The organism is Synechococcus sp. HK01-R, assembly GCF_014217855.1.
Taxonomy (GTDB): Bacteria; Cyanobacteriota; Cyanobacteriia; order PCC-6307; family Cyanobiaceae; genus Synechococcus_C.
Genome location: NZ_CP059059.1, coordinates 759,624 through 778,615, shown reverse-complemented (window position 1 = coordinate 778,615; position 18,992 = coordinate 759,624). Strand labels below are relative to the sequence as shown.

The 18,992-nt window shown below is 54.8% G+C and carries 16 protein-coding genes; 4 read left to right on the top strand and 12 right to left on the bottom strand.

Features of this window, described 5'->3' with window-relative positions; genetic code table 11:
• Positions 1–105 precede the first annotated feature (105 nt).
• The 11 genes from pseG to H0O21_RS04000 all read right to left on the bottom strand — a co-directional run bounded on the left by pseG (position 106) and on the right by H0O21_RS04000 (position 13,410).
• Positions 106–1,767: a UDP-2,4-diacetamido-2,4,6-trideoxy-beta-L-altropyranose hydrolase gene (gene pseG, locus H0O21_RS04050; RefSeq protein WP_185190475.1), complete on the bottom strand. Its 1,662-nt coding sequence runs from the start codon at positions 1,765–1,767 to the stop codon at positions 106–108.
• Complete coding sequence (locus tag H0O21_RS04045; protein WP_185190474.1) at positions 1,764–2,252, bottom strand: hypothetical protein; 489 nt, start codon at positions 2,250–2,252, stop codon at positions 1,764–1,766. Before H0O21_RS04045 ends, pseG begins: the two co-directional genes overlap by 4 nt.
• A gap of 9 nt (positions 2,253–2,261) precedes the next feature.
• Positions 2,262–2,948, bottom strand: coding sequence for a PIG-L deacetylase family protein (locus H0O21_RS04040; protein ID WP_185190473.1), 687 nt, complete (start codon positions 2,946–2,948; stop codon positions 2,262–2,264).
• Between the two features lies 1 nt (position 2,949).
• Positions 2,950–3,651 (bottom strand): pseudaminic acid cytidylyltransferase, encoded by a 702-nt coding sequence (gene pseF / locus H0O21_RS04035; protein WP_185190865.1) that lies wholly within the window; start codon positions 3,649–3,651, stop codon positions 2,950–2,952.
• A 27-nt stretch (positions 3,652–3,678) separates the two neighbouring features.
• Positions 3,679–4,455 (bottom strand): HisA/HisF-related TIM barrel protein, encoded by a 777-nt coding sequence (locus H0O21_RS04030; protein ID WP_185190472.1) that lies wholly within the window; start codon positions 4,453–4,455, stop codon positions 3,679–3,681.
• Positions 4,452–5,081 carry an imidazole glycerol phosphate synthase subunit HisH gene (gene hisH / locus H0O21_RS04025; RefSeq protein ID WP_185190471.1) on the bottom strand — a complete coding sequence of 210 codons (630 nt, stop codon included), beginning with the start codon at positions 5,079–5,081 and terminating at the stop codon, positions 4,452–4,454. Before hisH ends, H0O21_RS04030 begins: the two co-directional genes overlap by 4 nt.
• Before the next feature lie 10 nt (positions 5,082–5,091).
• Positions 5,092–6,252 carry an N-acetyl sugar amidotransferase gene (locus H0O21_RS04020; RefSeq protein ID WP_185190470.1) on the bottom strand — a complete coding sequence of 387 codons (1,161 nt, stop codon included), beginning with the start codon at positions 6,250–6,252 and terminating at the stop codon, positions 5,092–5,094.
• Positions 6,249–7,268: a class I SAM-dependent methyltransferase gene (locus tag H0O21_RS04015; RefSeq protein WP_185190469.1), complete on the bottom strand. Its 1,020-nt coding sequence runs from the start codon at positions 7,266–7,268 to the stop codon at positions 6,249–6,251. Before H0O21_RS04015 ends, H0O21_RS04020 begins: the two co-directional genes overlap by 4 nt.
• A 177-nt stretch (positions 7,269–7,445) precedes the next feature.
• Complete coding sequence (locus H0O21_RS04010) at positions 7,446–9,479, bottom strand: 6-hydroxymethylpterin diphosphokinase MptE-like protein (RefSeq protein WP_185190468.1); 2,034 nt, start codon at positions 9,477–9,479, stop codon at positions 7,446–7,448.
• Positions 9,472–11,475 carry a 6-hydroxymethylpterin diphosphokinase MptE-like protein gene (locus H0O21_RS04005; RefSeq protein WP_255441182.1) on the bottom strand — a complete coding sequence of 668 codons (2,004 nt, stop codon included), beginning with the start codon at positions 11,473–11,475 and terminating at the stop codon, positions 9,472–9,474. The genes H0O21_RS04010 and H0O21_RS04005 overlap by 8 nt, the downstream gene beginning before the upstream one ends.
• Before the next feature lie 114 nt (positions 11,476–11,589).
• Positions 11,590–13,410 (bottom strand): calcium-binding protein, encoded by a 1,821-nt coding sequence (locus H0O21_RS04000; RefSeq protein ID WP_185190466.1) that lies wholly within the window; start codon positions 13,408–13,410, stop codon positions 11,590–11,592.
• A gap of 191 nt (positions 13,411–13,601) precedes the next feature.
• Between H0O21_RS04000 and H0O21_RS03995 the strand changes: the two genes are divergently transcribed.
• From H0O21_RS03995 to H0O21_RS03980, 4 genes are read left to right on the top strand one after another with little or no spacing between them, the layout of a single operon-like run.
• Positions 13,602–14,609 carry a hypothetical protein gene (locus H0O21_RS03995; RefSeq protein WP_185190465.1) on the top strand — a complete coding sequence of 336 codons (1,008 nt, stop codon included), beginning with the start codon at positions 13,602–13,604 and terminating at the stop codon, positions 14,607–14,609.
• Complete coding sequence (locus H0O21_RS03990; protein ID WP_185190464.1) at positions 14,606–16,315, top strand: hypothetical protein; 1,710 nt, start codon at positions 14,606–14,608, stop codon at positions 16,313–16,315. Before H0O21_RS03995 ends, H0O21_RS03990 begins: the two co-directional genes overlap by 4 nt.
• Positions 16,312–17,220, top strand: a complete 909-nt coding sequence (locus H0O21_RS03985) for a hypothetical protein (protein ID WP_185190463.1) — start codon at positions 16,312–16,314, stop codon at positions 17,218–17,220. Before H0O21_RS03990 ends, H0O21_RS03985 begins: the two co-directional genes overlap by 4 nt.
• The gene (locus H0O21_RS03980) at positions 17,220–17,978 is read left to right on the top strand and encodes a hypothetical protein (RefSeq protein ID WP_185190462.1); all 759 of its coding nucleotides are present in this window, start codon (positions 17,220–17,222) and stop codon (positions 17,976–17,978) included. The genes H0O21_RS03985 and H0O21_RS03980 overlap by 1 nt, the downstream gene beginning before the upstream one ends.
• Here the strand turns inward: H0O21_RS03980 and pseB are convergent.
• On the bottom strand, positions 17,966–18,985 hold the full coding sequence (gene pseB, locus H0O21_RS03975; RefSeq protein WP_185190461.1) for a UDP-N-acetylglucosamine 4,6-dehydratase (inverting): 1,020 nt from the start codon (positions 18,983–18,985) through the stop codon (positions 17,966–17,968). The two genes, H0O21_RS03980 and pseB, sit on opposite strands and share 13 nt — an antisense overlap.
• Positions 18,986–18,992: the final 7 nt, after the last annotated feature.

Here is an 18,992-nt window from a genome sequence, read left to right as displayed (position 1 = left end):
TGAGCAGGCGGCCGCAACTCAGCAGAAAGCACACATCTCCTGCCGCCAGGTGGGCTGGATGATGGCCCCAGCGCAGAGAGTGACCTCGCGCCCAGAGAGCCTCAATCAGCCGGGGGAGGTAAGCGTTGAGCCAGCTGGAGGCATCACTGAGCAAGGTGATGCGGCTGGGCGCCATCGCCACCGCGTCGCAGGCCGAGACGAGGGGGGGAGGTCTGCCGGGATGGAGTCGATCACAAATCCGGCGCGGGCGAAGGTCGCCTGGCTGGCGGTGTTGCCGTCGAGCACCTCAGCCACAGCTTCCGTGGCCGGGCCCCAGTGCCTCTCCATGGCCTGCAGGCCCAGACGCACTAGCTCAGTGGCCAGCCCATGACCTCGAGCGCAGCGATCCAACGACAGATCGATCTGCGCCTCAACTGGTCCACTGCCACTGCCCGGAGGCTGGCGATCAAAGCGGATCTGGCCCAGCGGGCAGCCATTGGCGTCGTTGGCGATCAACAGGAGGCGCTGGGCATCCGAAAGACCAGCCTGGAACCAGCGCTGATGATCAGCCGGGGCGATCAGCGAAGGCGAGAAGCTGTTAACGCGCACATCAGGGTCGTTAGCCCAGCGCAGCAGCAGGTCTTCATCGGCGGCTGTAGAAGGTCGCAGCTGCATCGGCAGCTGGGGACCCTGTAGCGTCGTAGCCAGCCGTGCGGCACCCCTACCATCGGTGAGGCCATCGCCGCAGGCACGGGGCCAGGGATCCTGCAGAACCGCAAGCAATGCCTGGGAGATCTGCTCAACGGACACGCTCCCCGCATCGCCAAGTAACTGAAGTTGGCCGGCCTGATCAAGGGCCTGGGCGAAAGGCAGCTGGTTGTCAGCAATCGCCACCACCAGACTCGGCAAGCCCAGGCAGGCCCGCTCCCAGGTGGTGGCACCGCCAGCTCCGATCGCCAGATCAGCACGCGCGATTAGGCCGGCCAGGCTGGGCAGAGGAGCGTGCAGGGTGGTGTGGGGTCGACGGGCCACCAGCTCGGCCACAGCCTGGCGATGGCGCGACTGCAAGCCCAGCACCACGTCCACCACCAGGTGAGCGAGCTCGGGGGCCAGCAGCGCCTCCAAGGCCCGGCCCGTGAGATTGTCCGGATCGACTCCCCCGAAGTACACCAGCACGCGCCGCAGATCCGTGCGCGGTGGCACCAGCGGATGCAACTGGGCGTATTCAGGCCCCAACAGGGCGTAGTGAGGCCCCAGAAGCTGACGGCAATGCTCTGGCACCAGGCCCACGTAGCGCGTCTCGGTCTCCGCCCCGAAGAAGTTCTGATCCAACAGCAGATCAGCCTGGTGAGGGCGATCGGCCAGATCGTCGATCACGAGCAACCGGGCTGCAGCTTCGCCATCACCGGAGAGGCCCGCCAGCAGCTGGCTCTCCCCTCGGGAATCCAGCCCATAGTGATCCACCACCAGCCAACTGGCGCTGGTGATACCTGCTTGAGCGAGGGACTGCAGGCAATCGGCGGAGTCCTGGTCCTGGCTGCAGCCCAACCAGGCGGCATAAAGCTCGCGACCCTGCAATCCTTCGGCAGCCGAAAGCGGCAGCTCTGGCAGGGGCAGCACGGTGAATTCTTGCTCCAGAAGGCTGATCAGATCACCGGGCTGGCGCCGGCAGAGAAAGGACACTTGCGCCCCGCGGCGCTGCAGCTCCCGCGCCAGGGTGCGGCAGCGCATCACATGGCCGCTGCCGATTGAGAGGGAGGCGTCGCAGCGGATGAGAATGGGGGTCATGCCAACGGTTCCTCAGCTTCGGAACCAGCAGCAGGATCTGCCGGACTGACCGTCAGGCCTTCTCCTTCGAGGAGGGCGAGATAGGCGCGAGCGGTGGTAGAGGCTGCCACGTCTGCGCCCGCAGCTTGCGCCTCAAGACCACAAAGGCTCGATCGAAGCGCTCCAACTGCTGCCTCCTCAGCGCGTTCTGCTCTCTCAACAACGCGGTCTGTTGCCTCATCGATGAGAGCTTCGAATCGATTCTCGAAATCTCGGCTGCGTGCCTCGCTCGCAGCTCGCTCCAGCTCGGAACGTCGGACTCCATACCACGTGCCGCAGACAACCAATAAAACAAGAGTAATGCGACCGACCAGCAGTGGCGAAGGCTGCGGATCAGCCGGGAGACCCAGCAGCACGGCTGCGCCTGTGGTATCGATAGGCCCCAGCAGGGTTTTGCCGAAGGCGCTGGAGAGCAGGAAGCGATCAAGTTGGCGAAGAACAGTCATCGAAGCTGCTCACACCAACTGCCGCAGGAGGCAGAACGCCTCCGCAGCTTCCACGCCCACCTGGGCGCCGCGCCAGTGGGCCAGATGTTCCAGGGCATTGATCGAGCGGGCATGCGGCCAGGGCCGCATCTCAGCGGCATAAGCCTCGAGAGCCTGGCGTTTACGTTCCCACTGGGCCGAAATGTCGATGAACCAATTGGGCTGAAAGGCCGGGGCTGAGCCAGGGGGCTGCCACTCCGTACTGCTGGCCACCTCGTAGCTGAGCAGCCGACGCACACAGTGTCTTGGTGTGGGCCGGCAGGCGGTGACCACCGCTTCATGCAGGCGCCGATGGTCCACATTCACATCACCGGCATGGTGCACGTACACCACCTCGGGCTGATGCCGAGCAATGCGCTCTTCAATCGATTTGATCAGATCAAGACGGTCAAGGGAATCGAGACGATTATCAGGCAGATTCAACAGCTCAACACCTGCCGCCCCAAGAATCGAACCGGCCGCCTGTGCAGCCTGGGCGAGCACGGAGAGCTCATCACCGGCCTGCTGGCGATTGCGCTGCCCCTGACGTGAGGTCGCTCCTTCCGCGACGATCAACACCTGCACCTGATCACCAGCATCAGCGTGGCGGGCGATAGTGCCACCGCAGCCAAGCACTTCGTCATCGGGATGGGCGGCAACAACAAGGACGATTTTCATTTCAATCAATAAATTGAATAGACTGAGCTCTTCGCATCAATTCGGCCTGAGTCCAGTCATCGCGTGTATCAATATCTTGCACACGCCAGCGCGGAAGAAGCAGCGGAACACTTCCTTCAAATAGATTTGAAACCTGAAGCCATGCATGTGCTCGGCCCCAGTAAAACTGCCCAGCATCATGATATGCAGGTTCGAGGTCTTGACTCCTTCTAAAAAATTGATCTGGATGCCACATATGAGCTTGGCCAGTCAACGGATCCAATCGCAATGCCCGCTGAATAGGGGAAGAATAGGTAGTGGCAGAAAAAACAAACCGATCAGGCAAAGCAGTATTCAACAATTCTCGACCTTTTGCAATATCCCCGGAATCTACAAAAGGCGCCGTAGCATATAAACAACAAACTGAATCAAGATTTAAACCCTGATTTATGCACCACTCCACAGCATGGACGATTACCGGGATAGTCCCCGCAAAATCATCTGACAACTCTACAGATCTTCTGAAGGGGATTTCAGCACCCCACCGCTTAGCCACATTAGCGATTTCATCATCATCAGTCGAAACAACGACACGATCGAAACAACCACTGGAATGAGCGGCCTCAATCGACCATGCAATTATTGGCTTACCGCAAAAGTCGCGAATATTTTTGCGAGGAATACGCTTGCTGCCACCACGTGCAGGAATGACGCATAAGTCCATACTAGCCACAATATCTCAAGTTCAACTTTAGGCTCGCCTCATGGGAATGCCAGCATTCAAGCAATAATCACGAAGTGTTCTCGGAGTCTCTTCTGTTAAAGAGAAAATCGAGGCTGCAACTACTCCTTGAACATAATCTGACTTTAAAACCGAAACAAAATCCTTAGGCTTACCTGCACCACCCCCCAAAAGCAAAGGCCGTGAAACGCGCAAGCGCTCTAAAACAGGCAAAATATCTTCGTCAAAACCCTTCATAGACCCATCTCTTTCAACACTGTAAAGCAAAATTTCCCCTGCTCCCTCGCATGAGGCCTTCCTAATGTAAAATTCCAATGGATGAGTACGCAAAAAAGATTGGCGCCTAAAGTCCCATACAAACCTTTCTCCAGTTGAGCGATCACAAGCGTACGGCAAGCAAACACCGACACTTTGGGTACCTAGAACAGATACCATAGCAGGCAAGCTATTGTCATCATCGAGAAAAGCTCTCGTAACAAAAACTTTATCGAAACATTCATTAATGGATTGTACGGCAATTTGAGTCGAGATAATTCCGCCACAATACCCCACCGGAATATCGGTATTTTTAGTTATGAGCTTAACAAGTCGAGAAGTTAAAGGTGAAGAAGCAACGGACGCATGATAAGGATTGATGACAAGGAGCTCGTCACAGCCACGCGAGACGTGGAGCTTGAGCTGCTGAGCAAGGGTACCAATAGTTCTCCAAGGAGAAAATTGATGGGACAAACATGCATTTGTAGACCCAGACTTTAACAGAATGGAGGGGATGATTCGCTTCTTCATCGTAAAAATCGCAGAAGCAACTCGTAGCCTGCTGGACCACTTTTTTCTGGATGAAACTGAAAACCAACGGTATTCGAATTACACAAAGCTGCAACCATGCGCCCGCGTGGATGATCAAAATAAAACATTTCAGAGCTCTGATTTTCCGCACACGCCACGTAAGAATGCACAAAGTAGAAATCCTTTGAACTATAAAGTGACGAAGATTCACTTCCCAAAAAGGCAAAAGAATCAGTACATAAAGGATTGTGGCTAATACTATTCCAACCTATATGTGGAACCAGGAAATCATTGCAAGCGGGCAATTGTGAACACGCGCCAGGGATAAGTGAAAGCCCACTTACGCACGGGCTTTCCTCACTCCTTGAAAGCAACAACTGCATGCCTAAACAAATACCAATAATCCTGCCTTCTGAAAGCGCATGATTAGTCAAAGCTGGGACATAACCATTCTGGCGTAGAAAATTCATGCCTTCTTGAAACGTTCCAACACCAGGCAAAACAACAATATCATCCGAATTAATCTCGGAAGAATTATTCAAAACAGAAAAGTCAACTCCAAGATTATCGAGACAACGCAAGACACTGGAAATATTGCAAAAAGGAAAATTAACTATTTTAATCATATCTACATCCCTAATTGCTGACGCAAGAAAAATCGGCTAGCAAACGAGGCGACCCGTCAGGGCGCAAAATCAATTCACCGCTAGGAGTAGTTTGAAACAAATCATAATTAGTAAATTCATCGCATATGTCGCTAAATTGTTGCATTGAAATATTGTATGCATTCAATATCTCCTCAAGTGACTTATGCATATAGTGACTTGGGAATAAGCCGTCGTTTTTGGCAACAAGATCGATGGCATCATCACGCATCAAAAGATTGCGACGAATTAAGTTGCAAGCCACATCGGTAGCTCTTCCGAAACCAAACTTTAAATACTTTAAGTAATCATGAATACCGTGAACATAATTATCGAGATTCTCATAATTAGCAATTGTTCCAAGAATTGGTTCATGGTAAGTCTGAAAACCGATTGATTGGGCTATTGTAACATTTGAAATTCCATTCCATGGAAAATAGTTGTCTAGATACAAACCCTTGATTCCCAGTTCTTCAACCTTATCTGCCGCAGGATACTCATAGAAATACAAGTCTCTTGCATTTATACCATCGATATTGAGCAAATCTGATACTCTCAACCCATTAAGACTGCCGTACTCCTCCAATACTCTTCGGTCAAAATATTTTAAGGTCGCGTCTTCGGGCTTTCCGGCACCATATTCACGTTGCGGGCATTCTCCCCAAACAATGATAGGAATTTTGAATAATACAGCAGCGTGGACAGGGATAGTGTATATTAACACATGCTCGGGCCACTGAATATCGCCAACATTAAAAAATGCATGCCGGTTTATCTTATTTCGCACCTGCTGATTAACTGAAATTTCAATATAGTCACAACCTAATGTTTTGAGATTTTCAATGTTTTTTCGTCCTAAAGGAGTCAACTGATCTGTTGGCGCTGTAACGCACAACGGGTTATAACCTTCCCTTAAGAGCTTCCATGCTTGATAAGTACTGTCTTTCCCACCAGAGACAGGCACAATACAATCATATGAAGGATTGACCTTATTTTGATGTATGATTTCTCGTAATACTTGAGGTCCATTTTTCCAATCATAATGGGATCTTTTATCGAAAGAATGACAAGCTCCACAGACTCCATCTTTGAACCACAAATCTGGCTTACTTGATGGATACAAGCATCTCTTGCAATAGTAAATGTGATTCATGGCAGCAACTGATAACAAGCTTGAATTTTATAGCCGGAAGAATTGGCTTCGATCGCGTCAAAATTAATTAGATCAGTAAAGCTATGGCTGGGCGTTGAACTGGATGGCAAGTAAGGATCTGCTTCATATAACAAGTAATTCTTTAAAGCAAAAACATCGGAGATAACACTCTTAGTATTTAATTTAATGAAACCAGATCTTGAGAAGCATAAATCTAAACTTTTATTGCTAAATAGGGTTAGATGCTCTATGCCATCAAACATATTGGATTTTTCCCTCATAATTCTGGCGGCTATAGAGTCGCAGGTGGGAACCTGGACAAAAATAACTCCACCTGGGCTAAGATAGTGCTTTAATTTTTGAATATAGTCAACTGGCGAATCAATATGCTCCAGCACATCCCACATCGTAATGACGTCATATTTTTCATGAACGGAAAGGTCATAAATAGTTTTTCCGACAACATTAATACCATGTTCTCTAGCATATAAAGGCTCTTTTGCATTTGGCTCTACTCCAAAACCAACGTAACCACGATCTGCAGTCATTGAAAGAAACAAGCCACCCGAGCATCCAATATCTAAAAGCTTGGCTGACTTATGATCCAAATCAATCATGTCAAGACCAGAATTATAAATTTTAATGTAGAAATCGGATTCATTTTGATGCCAATCGAGACTCGATGTTGGATAATTAGAATAAAAATCAATTAAATGACCAGGCTTAAGTGATTTAGCCAAAAATACGTGTTCACAATGGGTGCAAAAGGCGTATTGACCACCGTTTTTTTCGAACAGGATATTCGCTTTTATGCTACTACAAGTTGGACATGGGCTTACTTGATACGCTGTCGATTGATCTAGGTTATTCAAAAACGACTGTATATACTGCGTTGATTTGCTTAGTTGCTCTTGACGACTAGAATGAAGCTTTAACTGATTCGAAGAATCTAAAGTCATAAAACCAAAAGCCGAAAGGAAATGATTTATCATAATGCTTGACTTCCTGAAAGTCAAGCGAAGAAGCAATTTTGATTAAGAAGTAGCCAATCAATCATTGATTGAGATAGTTTTCCTAAAGAATCAAAATCTGAGCGACTAAAAATGATCACATCTGCAACGCGATGATGGTATTGAACCGTACGAGTGGGAGGGAGGGGTAACATGATAGTTGATAATCTTTAAAGGCAAACCTTAAGCTACTGATCTGCAAAAGCGGCTGCGGATCCATTCTGGATCCCAGAGTGGGAGCTGCGGCGCTCTAAGCCATGGGCGCATCACGGCAATCCATTGGCGCACCACCGCCTGCATCAGCTGCACGCTGGCGAGGAACTGGTGGCGGGCATGAGCGAAGACTTTCTGATCGCCGGAGGGCGCGTCGTGCATAGACATCGCCGAAAAGAACAACGGCTGGCACAACAACTGAGCAAGCAGACGGCGCTGCCGCGAATCCCCGTCATGCAAACGCTGCAGCAGCGGTGCGATCGCCTCGGCCAGGGGGCGCGACCAACCCTCAGCAACCTCTGCCGCTTGACTGAGCTCCTCGGCCCAAGCCTGCAGATCAGTCTCCACCAAATCAAAAAAACCGGAACAATCATCGCGGCTGAAGCTGGTCGAGGGCAGCTCCTGCAGCGCCGCAGCGAGCGCATTCGGCGCACTACCGAAACGCTGCGCAAGCTCAGTGGAACTTTTCACCGTTTGGGCCGCCTCGAGCACGGCTCCCTCTCCAAGTCGCCACACCTGAGCTTGGGGGGTCGACACGATCACTCGATTGAGGAGGTAGCCGGTATGCAGCAAGCCGGGTTCGGAAAACACGGTGCGGCCAAGGTTGCCGCGAACTGGAATCGTGAACTCACGCGGCGATTCACCGAGAGCACCCTCAGCACGAGGGTAATCACGCTGCCGGGCCGCAAAGTCGGCCCCCACCAGCAGCAGTTGCCGGCTGCCCAGACAGAGCAGCGCCTCGAGAGCGGCATTGATTACATGGGGGCCGCACACCGGCAAGGTGGCGGACTGGTCGTTAGGGAACAGGCCGGTAGCAGCCGCCACGGGGCGATGGAAGAAAGCTGTCTGAGAAAACAGCGCCGGTACACGAGGATCAATTGTAGAGCTGGCCAACAAGGTGATGCCATCAAGACTAAAGCCATCAGCAAGAAGATCGCAAAGCACTGCGTAAACCTCTGAATCTCTCTCAAGAAACACAACCGCTGCTGGGCGAATCCCTGCACGCAACAGGGCACCAAGGGCACTACCGGCTGCCACCAGATTCAAAGTCTGCTGATACTCACGTAACCAAGTGAGTTGATCATCCAGGGATGGCCCACTAGCAACCAATACAACGGGCACGTCGGCTCTTAGCTGCTCAGGCGCCAACACCCTCAAGGGCTTCTGCGTAAGGGCATTCCAGAGAGCCTGATGGGTCTGATTGATCTCATCGGTGGCGAAGCCGAGCAAGCCCAGAACATGCTGGGCCGCACCTTCTGGGGCATGCAACCAGCTGTGCAACTCCATCAGCACCGGCGAGCGCACGGGGCTACGCAGGGTCTGCCAGCCATAGAGCAAGGTGGGATTGTCGCTGCTGAGCTGGGTGTAAAGTCGATCCTGGAGATTGGTTTTGCTCTCGTCCATATGCAAGGTGAGGCTGATCGCCTGCGATCGACACAGATCCACCAGGGCCTCAAGGTTGATCAGCGAAAGGGTGGCCGCGAGCTGTTTGGGATCATCTTCAATCAGGGTGAGGCTGATCCAGGGGCTGTTGGGGAGGCTCTGCAGATAGGGCAACAACGGCACCAGCATCAAGCTGCCGAAAATCACCAGATTGCGATAGGGCGGCTTTTGGATACCAAGCACTGCATCTGAAGCAGGGATGGCGGGTAGATGGTCGAGAAGCACCTCTCGGTGTTTGTTCACCATCTCCGCAAGGATGGAGCCCGGTTCCGAAGCATTCTCGAGAGATGAGGAGCGCAGTGGCCTGGGCATCGCCACACCATCGGTGCGCTTGAGCTGCTGACTCAACAGTGCAGCCAAGGTCTGGTTGCATCCCTCGAGAGCCCGTTCGTCTGCGAAGTAAAGATCACAGTCGGCCTGATCGCCATCAGCATCGATGCTGCATTGACGCAACGTGATCCCATTCACCGCTTCATCACTGAGCTCAGCAGCAAGCGCCGGAGCGGCCTGAGCCAACCAGAGGCGATTGCGCTGTAGCGTCTGTCCGGCAAGGTCAGGCATCGACCACAAACTCCTTCTCCGAAAGTGCATTCTCGCATGGCTGGACTGGCAAATCCTCAACCGCATCACAGAGGGCGTAGAGCTCATCCTCGAGTGGATTGAGCAGATCAGCCAGGATGCGACGGGCGGCACGTTCAAATCCAGCCATCTTCTGAGGATCCGCAGCCATCACCATTAACTGCCGATTCACAGCGATCACCAGTTTGTGGATCGTACTACGCAACACCCGCCGTGGAAATTGCACAGCAGGCGGAACATCTAAGGCCAACAATCGCGTAATCTGCTGAATCACAACAGGATTCCAAAGCTCCTGTGAACGAAACAATCCTTTCAAAGAAGTAACTAAAGCAGCCACTTCCGCTCTAGGGCGACGACTGGCCCAGGACGAAACAAAACGCTGTGGTGTGTATCGCGCAGAGCTAATCCACCACTGCCCAAGAGGCGAGTCTTCAAAGGATTCCAGGGGTGGAACATCGATGCAAGATTGGACACGCGCTATGGCCAGCTGAGCTTGAGCACCTTCGATCGCCGCACCATCACTGGCGTTGAATACTTTCAGTTGCTTATAGCAACGCAGACACGCCTCCACAGACATGCGTGAATCACGCAACAGTCTTGAGGTAAAGACAGTACCACCAAAATTTGCTGGCGCTTCCAAATCCAGATCACGCGCAGACCAGCCTTGAGCCTCATCACTGCGCAGCTTTTGCAGGGTCCTTGCACCAAGATCGACACCAACCAGAACCAATTCATCCATGCCGAGAGCGGCAGCAAGGGCAACACCCGTGTTGATCGTTTCCGGCCCCTCAAAATTAAGAACTTCTGCTGGACTATTCGAAAATAGAGCCAAAGGAGTAAGCGCTGGCCTGAAAAACACCATGCTGTCAGCAAAGAGACTGAGTAACTGATGATGACAGGTAGAGGACATTACCAAACGCGTTTGACCACTACCGAGCTCAGTTACAACTTTTTCCATATCCAGAGCAACCAAATCCTCACGCTCAACCAAGGCTAAAAAATCCACACGAATATTGTTCATCTTGAGGGTTCGAATATTGGACCCACACGCCGTAATCCAATGAGTACGACTGAGCTCCCGCAAATGACCAAGGTTGGTATCAAGGCTTGGTCCGCTCCCGCAAACCACCATGCGTCCTCCCATTGGCTTTTGGGGCTGACGAAAGATGCGGGGTTTACGGGACAGGGTCTGCCAGGTGTTCCACACCATATTGTGCTCATCGATAGTGTAACCCAAATAAGAAATACTATTACTTAGCTCCACTTTTGTTATCCCCTCACGAAGCAGAGCTGTTTGCGGATCGCATCCACCCTTTGGAGGAAGATAGAGTAAAGCATGATCAATACCAGCGTGACACTCGCTGAGCAGAAATCCCAGAAGCTCGTTACTGTCTTTGTAACATCCTATAGTAATCTTGCCTTTACCATTTATTTCTTGCCGGGCAGAAATTTCTTGCCAGTCAATTTCCCAGAAACTTGTAGCGAAGTCATGCCAGTCAGCCAAAGCAATGACAAGATGATATGGCCTGTAGTGATTAATCAACGAGCGAAGTGTTCTGCCATCTCCCGTTCCAAATGCAATCAGAAAATACGGACTAAGATGGTCAGCCGTCGTGACACTTTCATTTTGATCAAAGCCTTGATCAGCTACCACCTGTCTTAGTTGCAATAAAGGACGCAAAAGGTGGGGATCCTTGCCATGCACATCTATATATTGCTCAATTCCATCACCCAGTTCAAATCCAATATTCAGGTCATCATAGATCTTGGCAGTTTGATCAGAGGAGGGAAGCATTTGGGGCAGTAATAAAAAATTTTCGGCTTTAACCCTCCATGGTTCTTCTTCTTCAGCTAAACGGCACAACTCACGCCGATTTTCGATCTTCTTCCAATCTAGACCTAAATAACGATGACCCATCGCTGATTTAGCTGTCTGCTGATTCGCAAACAGCATTTTTTCGGGGGATGAGTTTTGCATGGTTTTCACAAATAGGAAGAAGGTCTGAGCTTAAATTAGATTCAAATGTTACCATGTCTCCATAAAAAAAAAAGGGGAGCCGAAGCTCCCCAAAAAGTGATTATAAGAGGAAGATCAGGCAAGGGTAATGGTTATACCAGTATCAGCTGATCCACCAATCGAGAAACTGACATTCGCAGTAGTTGTAATAGCATTTTGGACCGCAGTGCTCACAAGATCAGCACCAGTTACTCGGAAAATAACCGCAGAATTAGCATCATTGGTCTTGAAGGCAAAGAAGGAATCAGTGCCATCACTGTATACAGCGAGGGTACCAGCAGACAGAGTGCCAACAGCAGAGATGCCGATAGCGCTATCACCAACGTAGACAGCACCATTCAGTGCATTACCGCTTGCTGCTGTTGACGCAAGAACGATAACGTCACCAGATTCATAAGCAATGCTTGCTACACCTTTGGTCAAAGCGGTTGTTGCCTCAACACCACCACCAGCACTTGCCGACAAAACAATGCTATCAACGCCGGCTCCGCCGTTGATTGTACCGTTTGAAGCCCAAGCCAGGCCGGTATTGTCAGAAGCAGTTCCGAGGCGAATGCTGTCATTACCAGCACCACCAGCAATACTTTGACCAGATGTTGTGAAGGCTTGGAGGGAAATAGTGTCGGAACCATTTCCTCCATCAATAGTTGCAGCATTGGCGAGATTGTTGGTCCCCGCAGTGAAAGCAACAGCCGTGCCAAACGTAATGATGTCAGCAGCATCACCACCGGTGACGCTAGTTGCTGTTGTGCTTACAAAGACGATCGTATCAGTACCAGCGCCACCGTTAATAGACAGTGCACTTCCCGCGTCTGCAAAGATTGTGTCATTGCCCTCTCCCCCATTTAGGAGAGCACCAGCAGCCGCAGTTGTAAGGGTGATAGTATCAGCACCCTTACCACCGGAGATGGTAACAATGTTCGCCGTACCGGCTCTAGCGAGAATATCTGCGAGAGTCAGGAGATCTGCTCCATCACCACCATCGATGAAGGCGGCAGCTGAGTCACCAGTGAATTCATTAAAACGAATCGTATCAGCGCCGCCCGCACCGTAGATGGTTGCACCGGTGGTTATATCGATACCCGTAATCCGATCGGCACCGTCGGCTGTTCCTGCACTACCCGACCCTGAGGAGGTTACACCGACACCATCACCATAGATAACACCTCCCAAGAAATCATCTCTAAATGTAATTGTATCGGCCAATCCACCACCTGCGAGAGTTGAGAAGGAAGAGCCCGTATCAATCAAGATCGAGTCAAGACCTGCCCCACCATTAATCCAAGAAACGACTGCTGCAGCCGCAGTACCAATCGTGATGGTGTCATGTCCTGCACCACCACCGAGCGAACCGTTCGTAGCGGCTGTAGCGCCATAACGAATTGTATCCGCGCCCTTATTGCCTTCAAAAATAGTACTGACATTGGAGCCGGATACGATGACAATACTATCGCCGTTATCACCACCTTTGACGGATGAATTGATGTAGCTGGAAACATTGGTCAACGAAATAGTGTCATTATTCAGACCACCACCGATGAAGGCACCATTAAAGGTTGAAGTTGCTGCAGCAGCAGTTAAAGTAATGTAGTCATTACCTTGATTGCCTGCAAGGTAAGCATCATTTGAAGCAAGGCTGCCAGCAGCCGAGCCAATCGAAATGGTGTCTTGACCGAAGCCAGCCACAACACTGTTGGAGAGGCTCACTGAAGCCGTGCCACCCACCAGAATGACGTCAGCGCCATCACCACTCAGGGCGTAATCGCCTTCGTTGTTCAGAGTGATGGTGTCGCCAGCCTGGAACGTCTCAACCAGCGCGTTGGTCCCGGGAGTGGACGCGCGGATGTCAGCAGCTGAGGTTCCGGTGATGGTTTGCGAAGGGAGAGGAGCAACCACTGGTTTGTAGAACGTTGGAGTGCGTCCAATATTTAGGAGAAGGTGTCACCACCGTCAACGCTCAGAGTCGGTTTCCCAACTGACTCCTTGCCATTTTCAGGATTTCAACGCAGAGCTGCAAGACCGTTAAGGCCATTGTGATGCGTTTTTCGCAAACCCGATTGCCATCCTCCACACCAGCTGTAGCGCCGATGCCAGGTCCACGTCAACCGACACACCAGCCGCAGTGGGTGCTGCTCAGCGGCTCCGCCGATCACCCCGCCCTTCCGACCCCACCAGCCCTTGACGACCCGGCTCTGATCCGCGCGCGTCAGCAAAACACCAACGCACCCGCATCGTTGCAGCAGACGCTGCCACGGGCCCTGAGCCGACCGCTTCTTGCACGCCCAGCCCTGCTGCTCACGGGCGAACTGCGTTGCCTCAGCCGCAGTGAGGCCCTGATCCAGCGGCTCAGCCGCCGCGCCGCGCTGTTCATCGTCACCACCGCCCCGTTTGCCGCAGCCGCTCGCCGTCTCACCAGCCCCGAACGCCTGCTGATACTCGAGGAGCATCCGGATCAGGTCCGGATCGATCACGACCTGCCGGTGCCATCGATGAAGCAGTGGCACAAGCTGGCTCTCGCACTCTCGCTGGTGCGACAGGTGGAACAACGCAGGGGCTACCGCTTCAGCCACCTGATCAAATTGCGCAGCGACTATTTCTACGTGCACCCCCAACGGCTGCTGCAGACCGTGATCCGCGTCTGTGAGAGCGCCAATGTCGGTTTGGTGGGTGCGTCCGACAAGGTGTTCGGTGGTCGTCGCGATGCGGTGATGCTCCTGGAGGGCTTCTTCGCTGCCCTGCCCGGATGGTTTGACCAGCAGGAGGAGCGCTACTGGCCGATCAATCTGCAGCAGGTGCTGGCTTCCGATGAGGCGCTCAAGTGGTATGGCATGAACTGGCCGGTGGAGCTGATCGGTCGCCCCGCAAGCACCGAGGCCTGGCGCCAGCAGCTGATCGACGGCGGAACCGACCTGGCCGCAGCCCTGGCCCGGTTCCAGCCCGGCGCCGACACCGCCTATCACCGCCTCTTTCAGGGCCATCCCCGCTTCGCATCTGAGGTGTGTTTCGCCCGCTACCTCAACTTCCTCGGCATTCCTTTTCGCGATTGCCACGGCCTGCGAGGCTTCCTTTACAGCGATCGCAGCTCCTGCCCATGACCTCCATCACCGCCCTGGTGCTCGCTGGAGGCAGCCTGGCAGGCAAACGGCTCGGGCCCAGCCCTCCCCTGAGCGCCCATCCGGCGGAGCTGGCCGATGGCAGTGGCCTTGCCCTCGATCACATCTGCCAACGTCTGCGCCATCAGCCTGAGGTTGGCTGCATCCGGGTGGTGGTGGATGCACCCTGGTGTGCCCTGCGGCCGATGCGTCACCAACCGCACTGGCAGTGGTTGACGATTCCTCCCCAGGCCAATGTGCTCGCCAGCCTGGCGGTGGCTCTGGAAGCCGTGAGCAGCGATCAGGTGCTGCTGCAGCCGATCACCACCCTGCCGCCGTTGTCCCTGCCAAGAGGCACCTGGATCGGCCTCGGTGAGCACCCCTTGCCGCGGGAAGACTGGTCGGGCGTGAGCGGCATCACCACCGATCAGATCCGCTTCCATCCGAAACGGCAGCCCCCGGATGGGCAGGAACCCAAAAGCCACCCCTTCACGGGCCTGATCGCCGCTCCCGTCGCACTGTTGCGCGATCTGCTCGCCGCACGCCGTCGACAAGCCGATGGGCCAGCCGGCGCCGATGAGGATCTGCTCACCCTGGCAGAAGAGCTCTGGCGCCTTGGCCTTGCTCGCCTGGAAACCATGCCCTGGCTGGATCTGGGTCATCGCGCCACCGCCAGCCGGCGCCGACTCAGTCGCCTCACCAGCCGTGGTTTCAACAGCGTCAGCTATTGCCCCAGTAGCGATCTGATCCGCAAACACTCCCGTGATCGGCAACGCCTGCAGCAAGAAGCGGCCTATTTCCAGGCGCTGCCCCAACCACTGCAGCGCTTTTTTCCCGCCTGCCTGCGCCAGCAGAACGATGCCCTCGAGCTGGAATATGTGCCCTTTCCCAGCCTGGCCGAGCTGTTTCTGCACTGGCGCATCGGTGCCAATGGCTGGAACCAGCTGATGAAGCGGCTGGCCGCGATCCGTACGGCCCTCGCCGAAGAAGCCACACCCAACCCGCCGCTCCAGGCCTCCGTCGCCTGGCTTTACAGCCGCAAACTGCAGCAGCGGCTGCAGCAATGGGCCGCCCAGCCGGCACCCTTGCCAGGCGCCTGGCGTTGGGCCGACTGGTGGAGCACCCCCTGGCAACTGGAGCTGCTGCCAGCGACGCCGCACGGCTCAGGCTTGATCCATCGCCTCCAGCTGCCCGCACCGGCACAAGCCGCTGCAGCGCTACTCCAGGAGCTGCCGACTCTGGAAGCAGCTCGCCCCCTGCAGCGAATCCATGGCGATCTCTGCTTCAACAACATCCTGGCCGAACCTCTCAGCGGTTCCATCCGCCTGATCGATCCCCGCGGCGAACAGCCACCTGGCGCCACCTGGCCGATCGGCTTCGGGGATGGCCGCTACGACCAGGTGAAGCTGCTCCATTCCGGGCGCTATCTCTATGACGTGGTGGTGAATGATCTGTTCGAACTGGAGTTGCTGGCACCGGGCCAGCTGCGTCTTCGCCTCGATGTGCCCGGTCATTACGCCGAGGTGCAACGGGCGATCGAAGAGACCGGGCTGCTCGCAGGGCTCACGCCCCAGGAAGAACGTTGTTTCACCGCCAGCCTGTTCTTGTCCATGTTGCCCCTGCACCGCGAGGATGGCGAACGGTGTGTGGTGTTCCTCGCCATCGGCTTGATGATTCTCAGCAACAGCTTCGCGGCCGTGCTGCGATGAGTGACGCTTCAGCAGCAACGCTTCGGCTGCGGGTGGCCATCCCCCATTTCTTCCGCGAAGTGGAAGGCGGCAGCGGCTACGGCAGCGGACGACCTGGGCAACGCATGGCGCGCAGCCTGGCCCTGGCCCGATGCCTCTGCAGCCTGCTGGCGCTGCGCCGCAGTCGAAGCGATGCGGTGCTGCACATCGGCGATCGCTGCATCGAGCACTGGCCTGCCCAGGGCGATCGTCTGCAGCGCTTTACAGCACTTGAGCCGGAGATCCATCTCTTCAGCGATGGCACGCACCAACTCAACGATGTGCTGGGCCTGTTTGCAGATCGCATCGAAAGCCACACCGTGGCGCTCGACAACCCCCGGCATCTCCCCCTGGCAGCGCGCGACTGGCTGATCCAAAGCGCAGACGGCGCCGATCTGCTCCTCTATCTGGAGGATGATCTCGTGATCAGCGATCCCCTCTTCATCGACAAACAATTCTGGTTTCTGGAACGCACCCAGCACCAGCTGGTGCTGATGCCCCATCGCATCGAACCCACCACCCAAGCCGCCGAGGCCCGCCTGCTGGTGGATGGACCTCTGCGCCCAGAATTCCTGCAGCAGTTCTGCACGCCTCAGGAGCAGGTGCTGCGCGGACGCTTTGATCCTGACGCCGCAGAAGTGAGCTTCGACATCAGCAGCAATCCCCACGCCGGCTGTTTTCTGATCTCGAACCAACAAGCCCGAATCCTGCAGGGCCGCACCCTGCCCCAGGATGGTTTTGTGGGGCCCCTCGAAACCGCAGCCACCCTCACCGTGCTCGCCCACTTCCCCGTGCTCAAAGCCAGCCGGCTGCATCAACGCTTCCTGCAGATCGAACACGGCCACCCTTCCTTTCTCTCTTACCTCAACACCTTTCCGCATCGCTGATGGAGCGCCTGATCCTGATTCCTGCAGCCGGTGAGGGCAGCCGCTTCCGCAAGGCCGGCATCAGCACGCCAAAGCCCCTGATCCGGGCGCAAGGGCTCAGCCTCCTGGAACACACCCTCGCCAGTTTTCAGATCGAAGCCGGCGATCATCTGCTGCTGGCCGTGCGTCGCCAGCATGGAGTGCGGGAACAGCTGGAAGCCTCAATCCAGAGACGCCATCCCGGTGTGGTACTCCATTGGGTGGAACTCGACACGCTGCTACCCGGCCAACTCGCGACCAGTCAGGTGGCCATCGCAGAGCTGCTGCGGCACCAACCTGATCTGAGCGCTCGGCCGTTGCTGATCCACAACTGCGACACGGGCTTTCAATGGCATGCGTCGCTGGGCAAGATCAGCGGCTTTGCTTCGATGGCGGTGTTTCAGGCCGAAGGGGACCATTGGTCGTTCGGTCTGCCCGACCCAACCAAGCCCGAGCGAGCGCTGGCGATCGCAGAAAAGGAACGCATCTCCGATCTGGCCTCGATCGGCCTTTATGGCTTTCGTTCCGCCTCCACATTTCTCGATGCGGCCCTGATGCAACTCAGGCAGGGCACAACGGTGCGTGGTGAGCATTACATCGCACCGATGCTCCAGAGCGCGATCAACGCAGGTGAATCGGTTGCCCTGCCGCGTGTTGAGGGCGTGCGCCTGTACGGCACCCCGGAAGAATTACTGCGCACCTTTGCCATCTCCCTGGACACCCTGCGTCAACAGGGGTGAAAATCAGGCTGCACGTGTTCGCGAATTAAGGCGCGGATCTGCTCCACGGAGAGAACCTCTGGATTGGTGCCGGAGTTGTAGGCAAATCCCTTCGCCACCGCTTCAAAGGGCCGACCGGCTTGCTCGTAGCGCCGATGACCACTGCCATCGCTGGGCAGGATCGCGTAATACTTGCCCAGATCGATGCAACTGAAGCTGTCGGAGGCCGTGATCATCTCTTCATGGATCTTCTCCCCGGGGCGGATGCCCACCACGGGTTTCTCACTGCTCGGAGCGATGGCTTCGGCCACATCGACAATCCGGTAACTGGGGATCTTGGGCACGAACAACTCCGAGCCAAGGGCATGCTCCAATGTCCAGAGCACCATCTCGACCCCATCCTGCAAGGAGATGTTGAAGCGAGTCATGGCGGGATCAGTGATCGGAAGCACGCCATCGCGGGCTTTGCTGAGAAAAAATGGAATCACAGAGCCACGGGAACCCATCACGTTGCCATAGCGCACCACTGAAAAACGAAGATCGCGGCGCCCTTTGATGTTATTCGCAGCGATAAATAGTTTGTCGGAACACAGCTTGGTGGCGCCATACAGATTGATCGGCGCTGCGGCTTTGTCCGTCGACAACGCCACCACGCGCTTCACGCTGGTGTCTAGGCAGGCCTGAATCACATTCTCTGCGCCCAGCACATTCGTTTTCACAAACTCCATCGGGTTGTATTCCGCCGCGGGCACCTGCTTCAACGCTGCGGCATGCACCACGGTGTCCACCCGCTCCATGGCGCGGCGCAACCGTTCCTGATCGCGCACATCACCCAGAAAGAAGCGCAACTGCGGATAACGCTCCTCCGGGAACTGCTGCTGGAGCTCCCATTGCTTCAGCTCATCCCGGCTATACACCACCAACCGACGCAGATCAGGAAAGCGCCGCAGGGTTTCAGCAATGAAGGCCTTGCCGAAACTCCCCGTGCCTCCTGTCAGCAGTATCCGCGAGCTGGGATCGAACGGCATGGGAGCA

Excerpts from the sequence above, each read along its gene's own strand:
- pseG (WP_185190475.1), bottom strand. The coding sequence starts at position 1,767 with ATGACCCCCATTCTCATCCGCTGCGACGCCTCCCTCTCAATCGGCAGC.
- H0O21_RS04045 (WP_185190474.1), bottom strand. The coding sequence starts at position 2,252 with ATGACTGTTCTTCGCCAACTTGATCGCTTCCTGCTCTCCAGCGCCTTC.
- H0O21_RS04040 (WP_185190473.1), bottom strand. The coding sequence starts at position 2,948 with ATGAAAATCGTCCTTGTTGTTGCCGCCCATCCCGATGACGAAGTGCTT.
- pseF (WP_185190865.1), bottom strand. The coding sequence starts at position 3,651 with ATGGACTTATGCGTCATTCCTGCACGTGGTGGCAGCAAGCGTATTCCT.
- H0O21_RS04030 (WP_185190472.1), bottom strand. The coding sequence starts at position 4,455 with ATGAAGAAGCGAATCATCCCCTCCATTCTGTTAAAGTCTGGGTCTACA.
- hisH (WP_185190471.1), bottom strand. The coding sequence starts at position 5,081 with ATGATTAAAATAGTTAATTTTCCTTTTTGCAATATTTCCAGTGTCTTG.
- H0O21_RS04020 (WP_185190470.1), bottom strand. The coding sequence starts at position 6,252 with ATGAATCACATTTACTATTGCAAGAGATGCTTGTATCCATCAAGTAAG.
- H0O21_RS04010 (WP_185190468.1), bottom strand. The coding sequence starts at position 9,479 with ATGCCTGACCTTGCCGGACAGACGCTACAGCGCAATCGCCTCTGGTTG.
- H0O21_RS04005 (WP_255441182.1), bottom strand. The coding sequence starts at position 11,475 with ATGCAAAACTCATCCCCCGAAAAAATGCTGTTTGCGAATCAGCAGACA.
- H0O21_RS03995 (WP_185190465.1), top strand. The coding sequence starts at position 13,602 with ATGCCAGGTCCACGTCAACCGACACACCAGCCGCAGTGGGTGCTGCTC.
- H0O21_RS03990 (WP_185190464.1), top strand. The coding sequence starts at position 14,606 with ATGACCTCCATCACCGCCCTGGTGCTCGCTGGAGGCAGCCTGGCAGGC.
- H0O21_RS03985 (WP_185190463.1), top strand. The coding sequence starts at position 16,312 with ATGAGTGACGCTTCAGCAGCAACGCTTCGGCTGCGGGTGGCCATCCCC.
- H0O21_RS03980 (WP_185190462.1), top strand. The coding sequence starts at position 17,220 with ATGGAGCGCCTGATCCTGATTCCTGCAGCCGGTGAGGGCAGCCGCTTC.
- pseB (WP_185190461.1), bottom strand. The coding sequence starts at position 18,985 with ATGCCGTTCGATCCCAGCTCGCGGATACTGCTGACAGGAGGCACGGGG.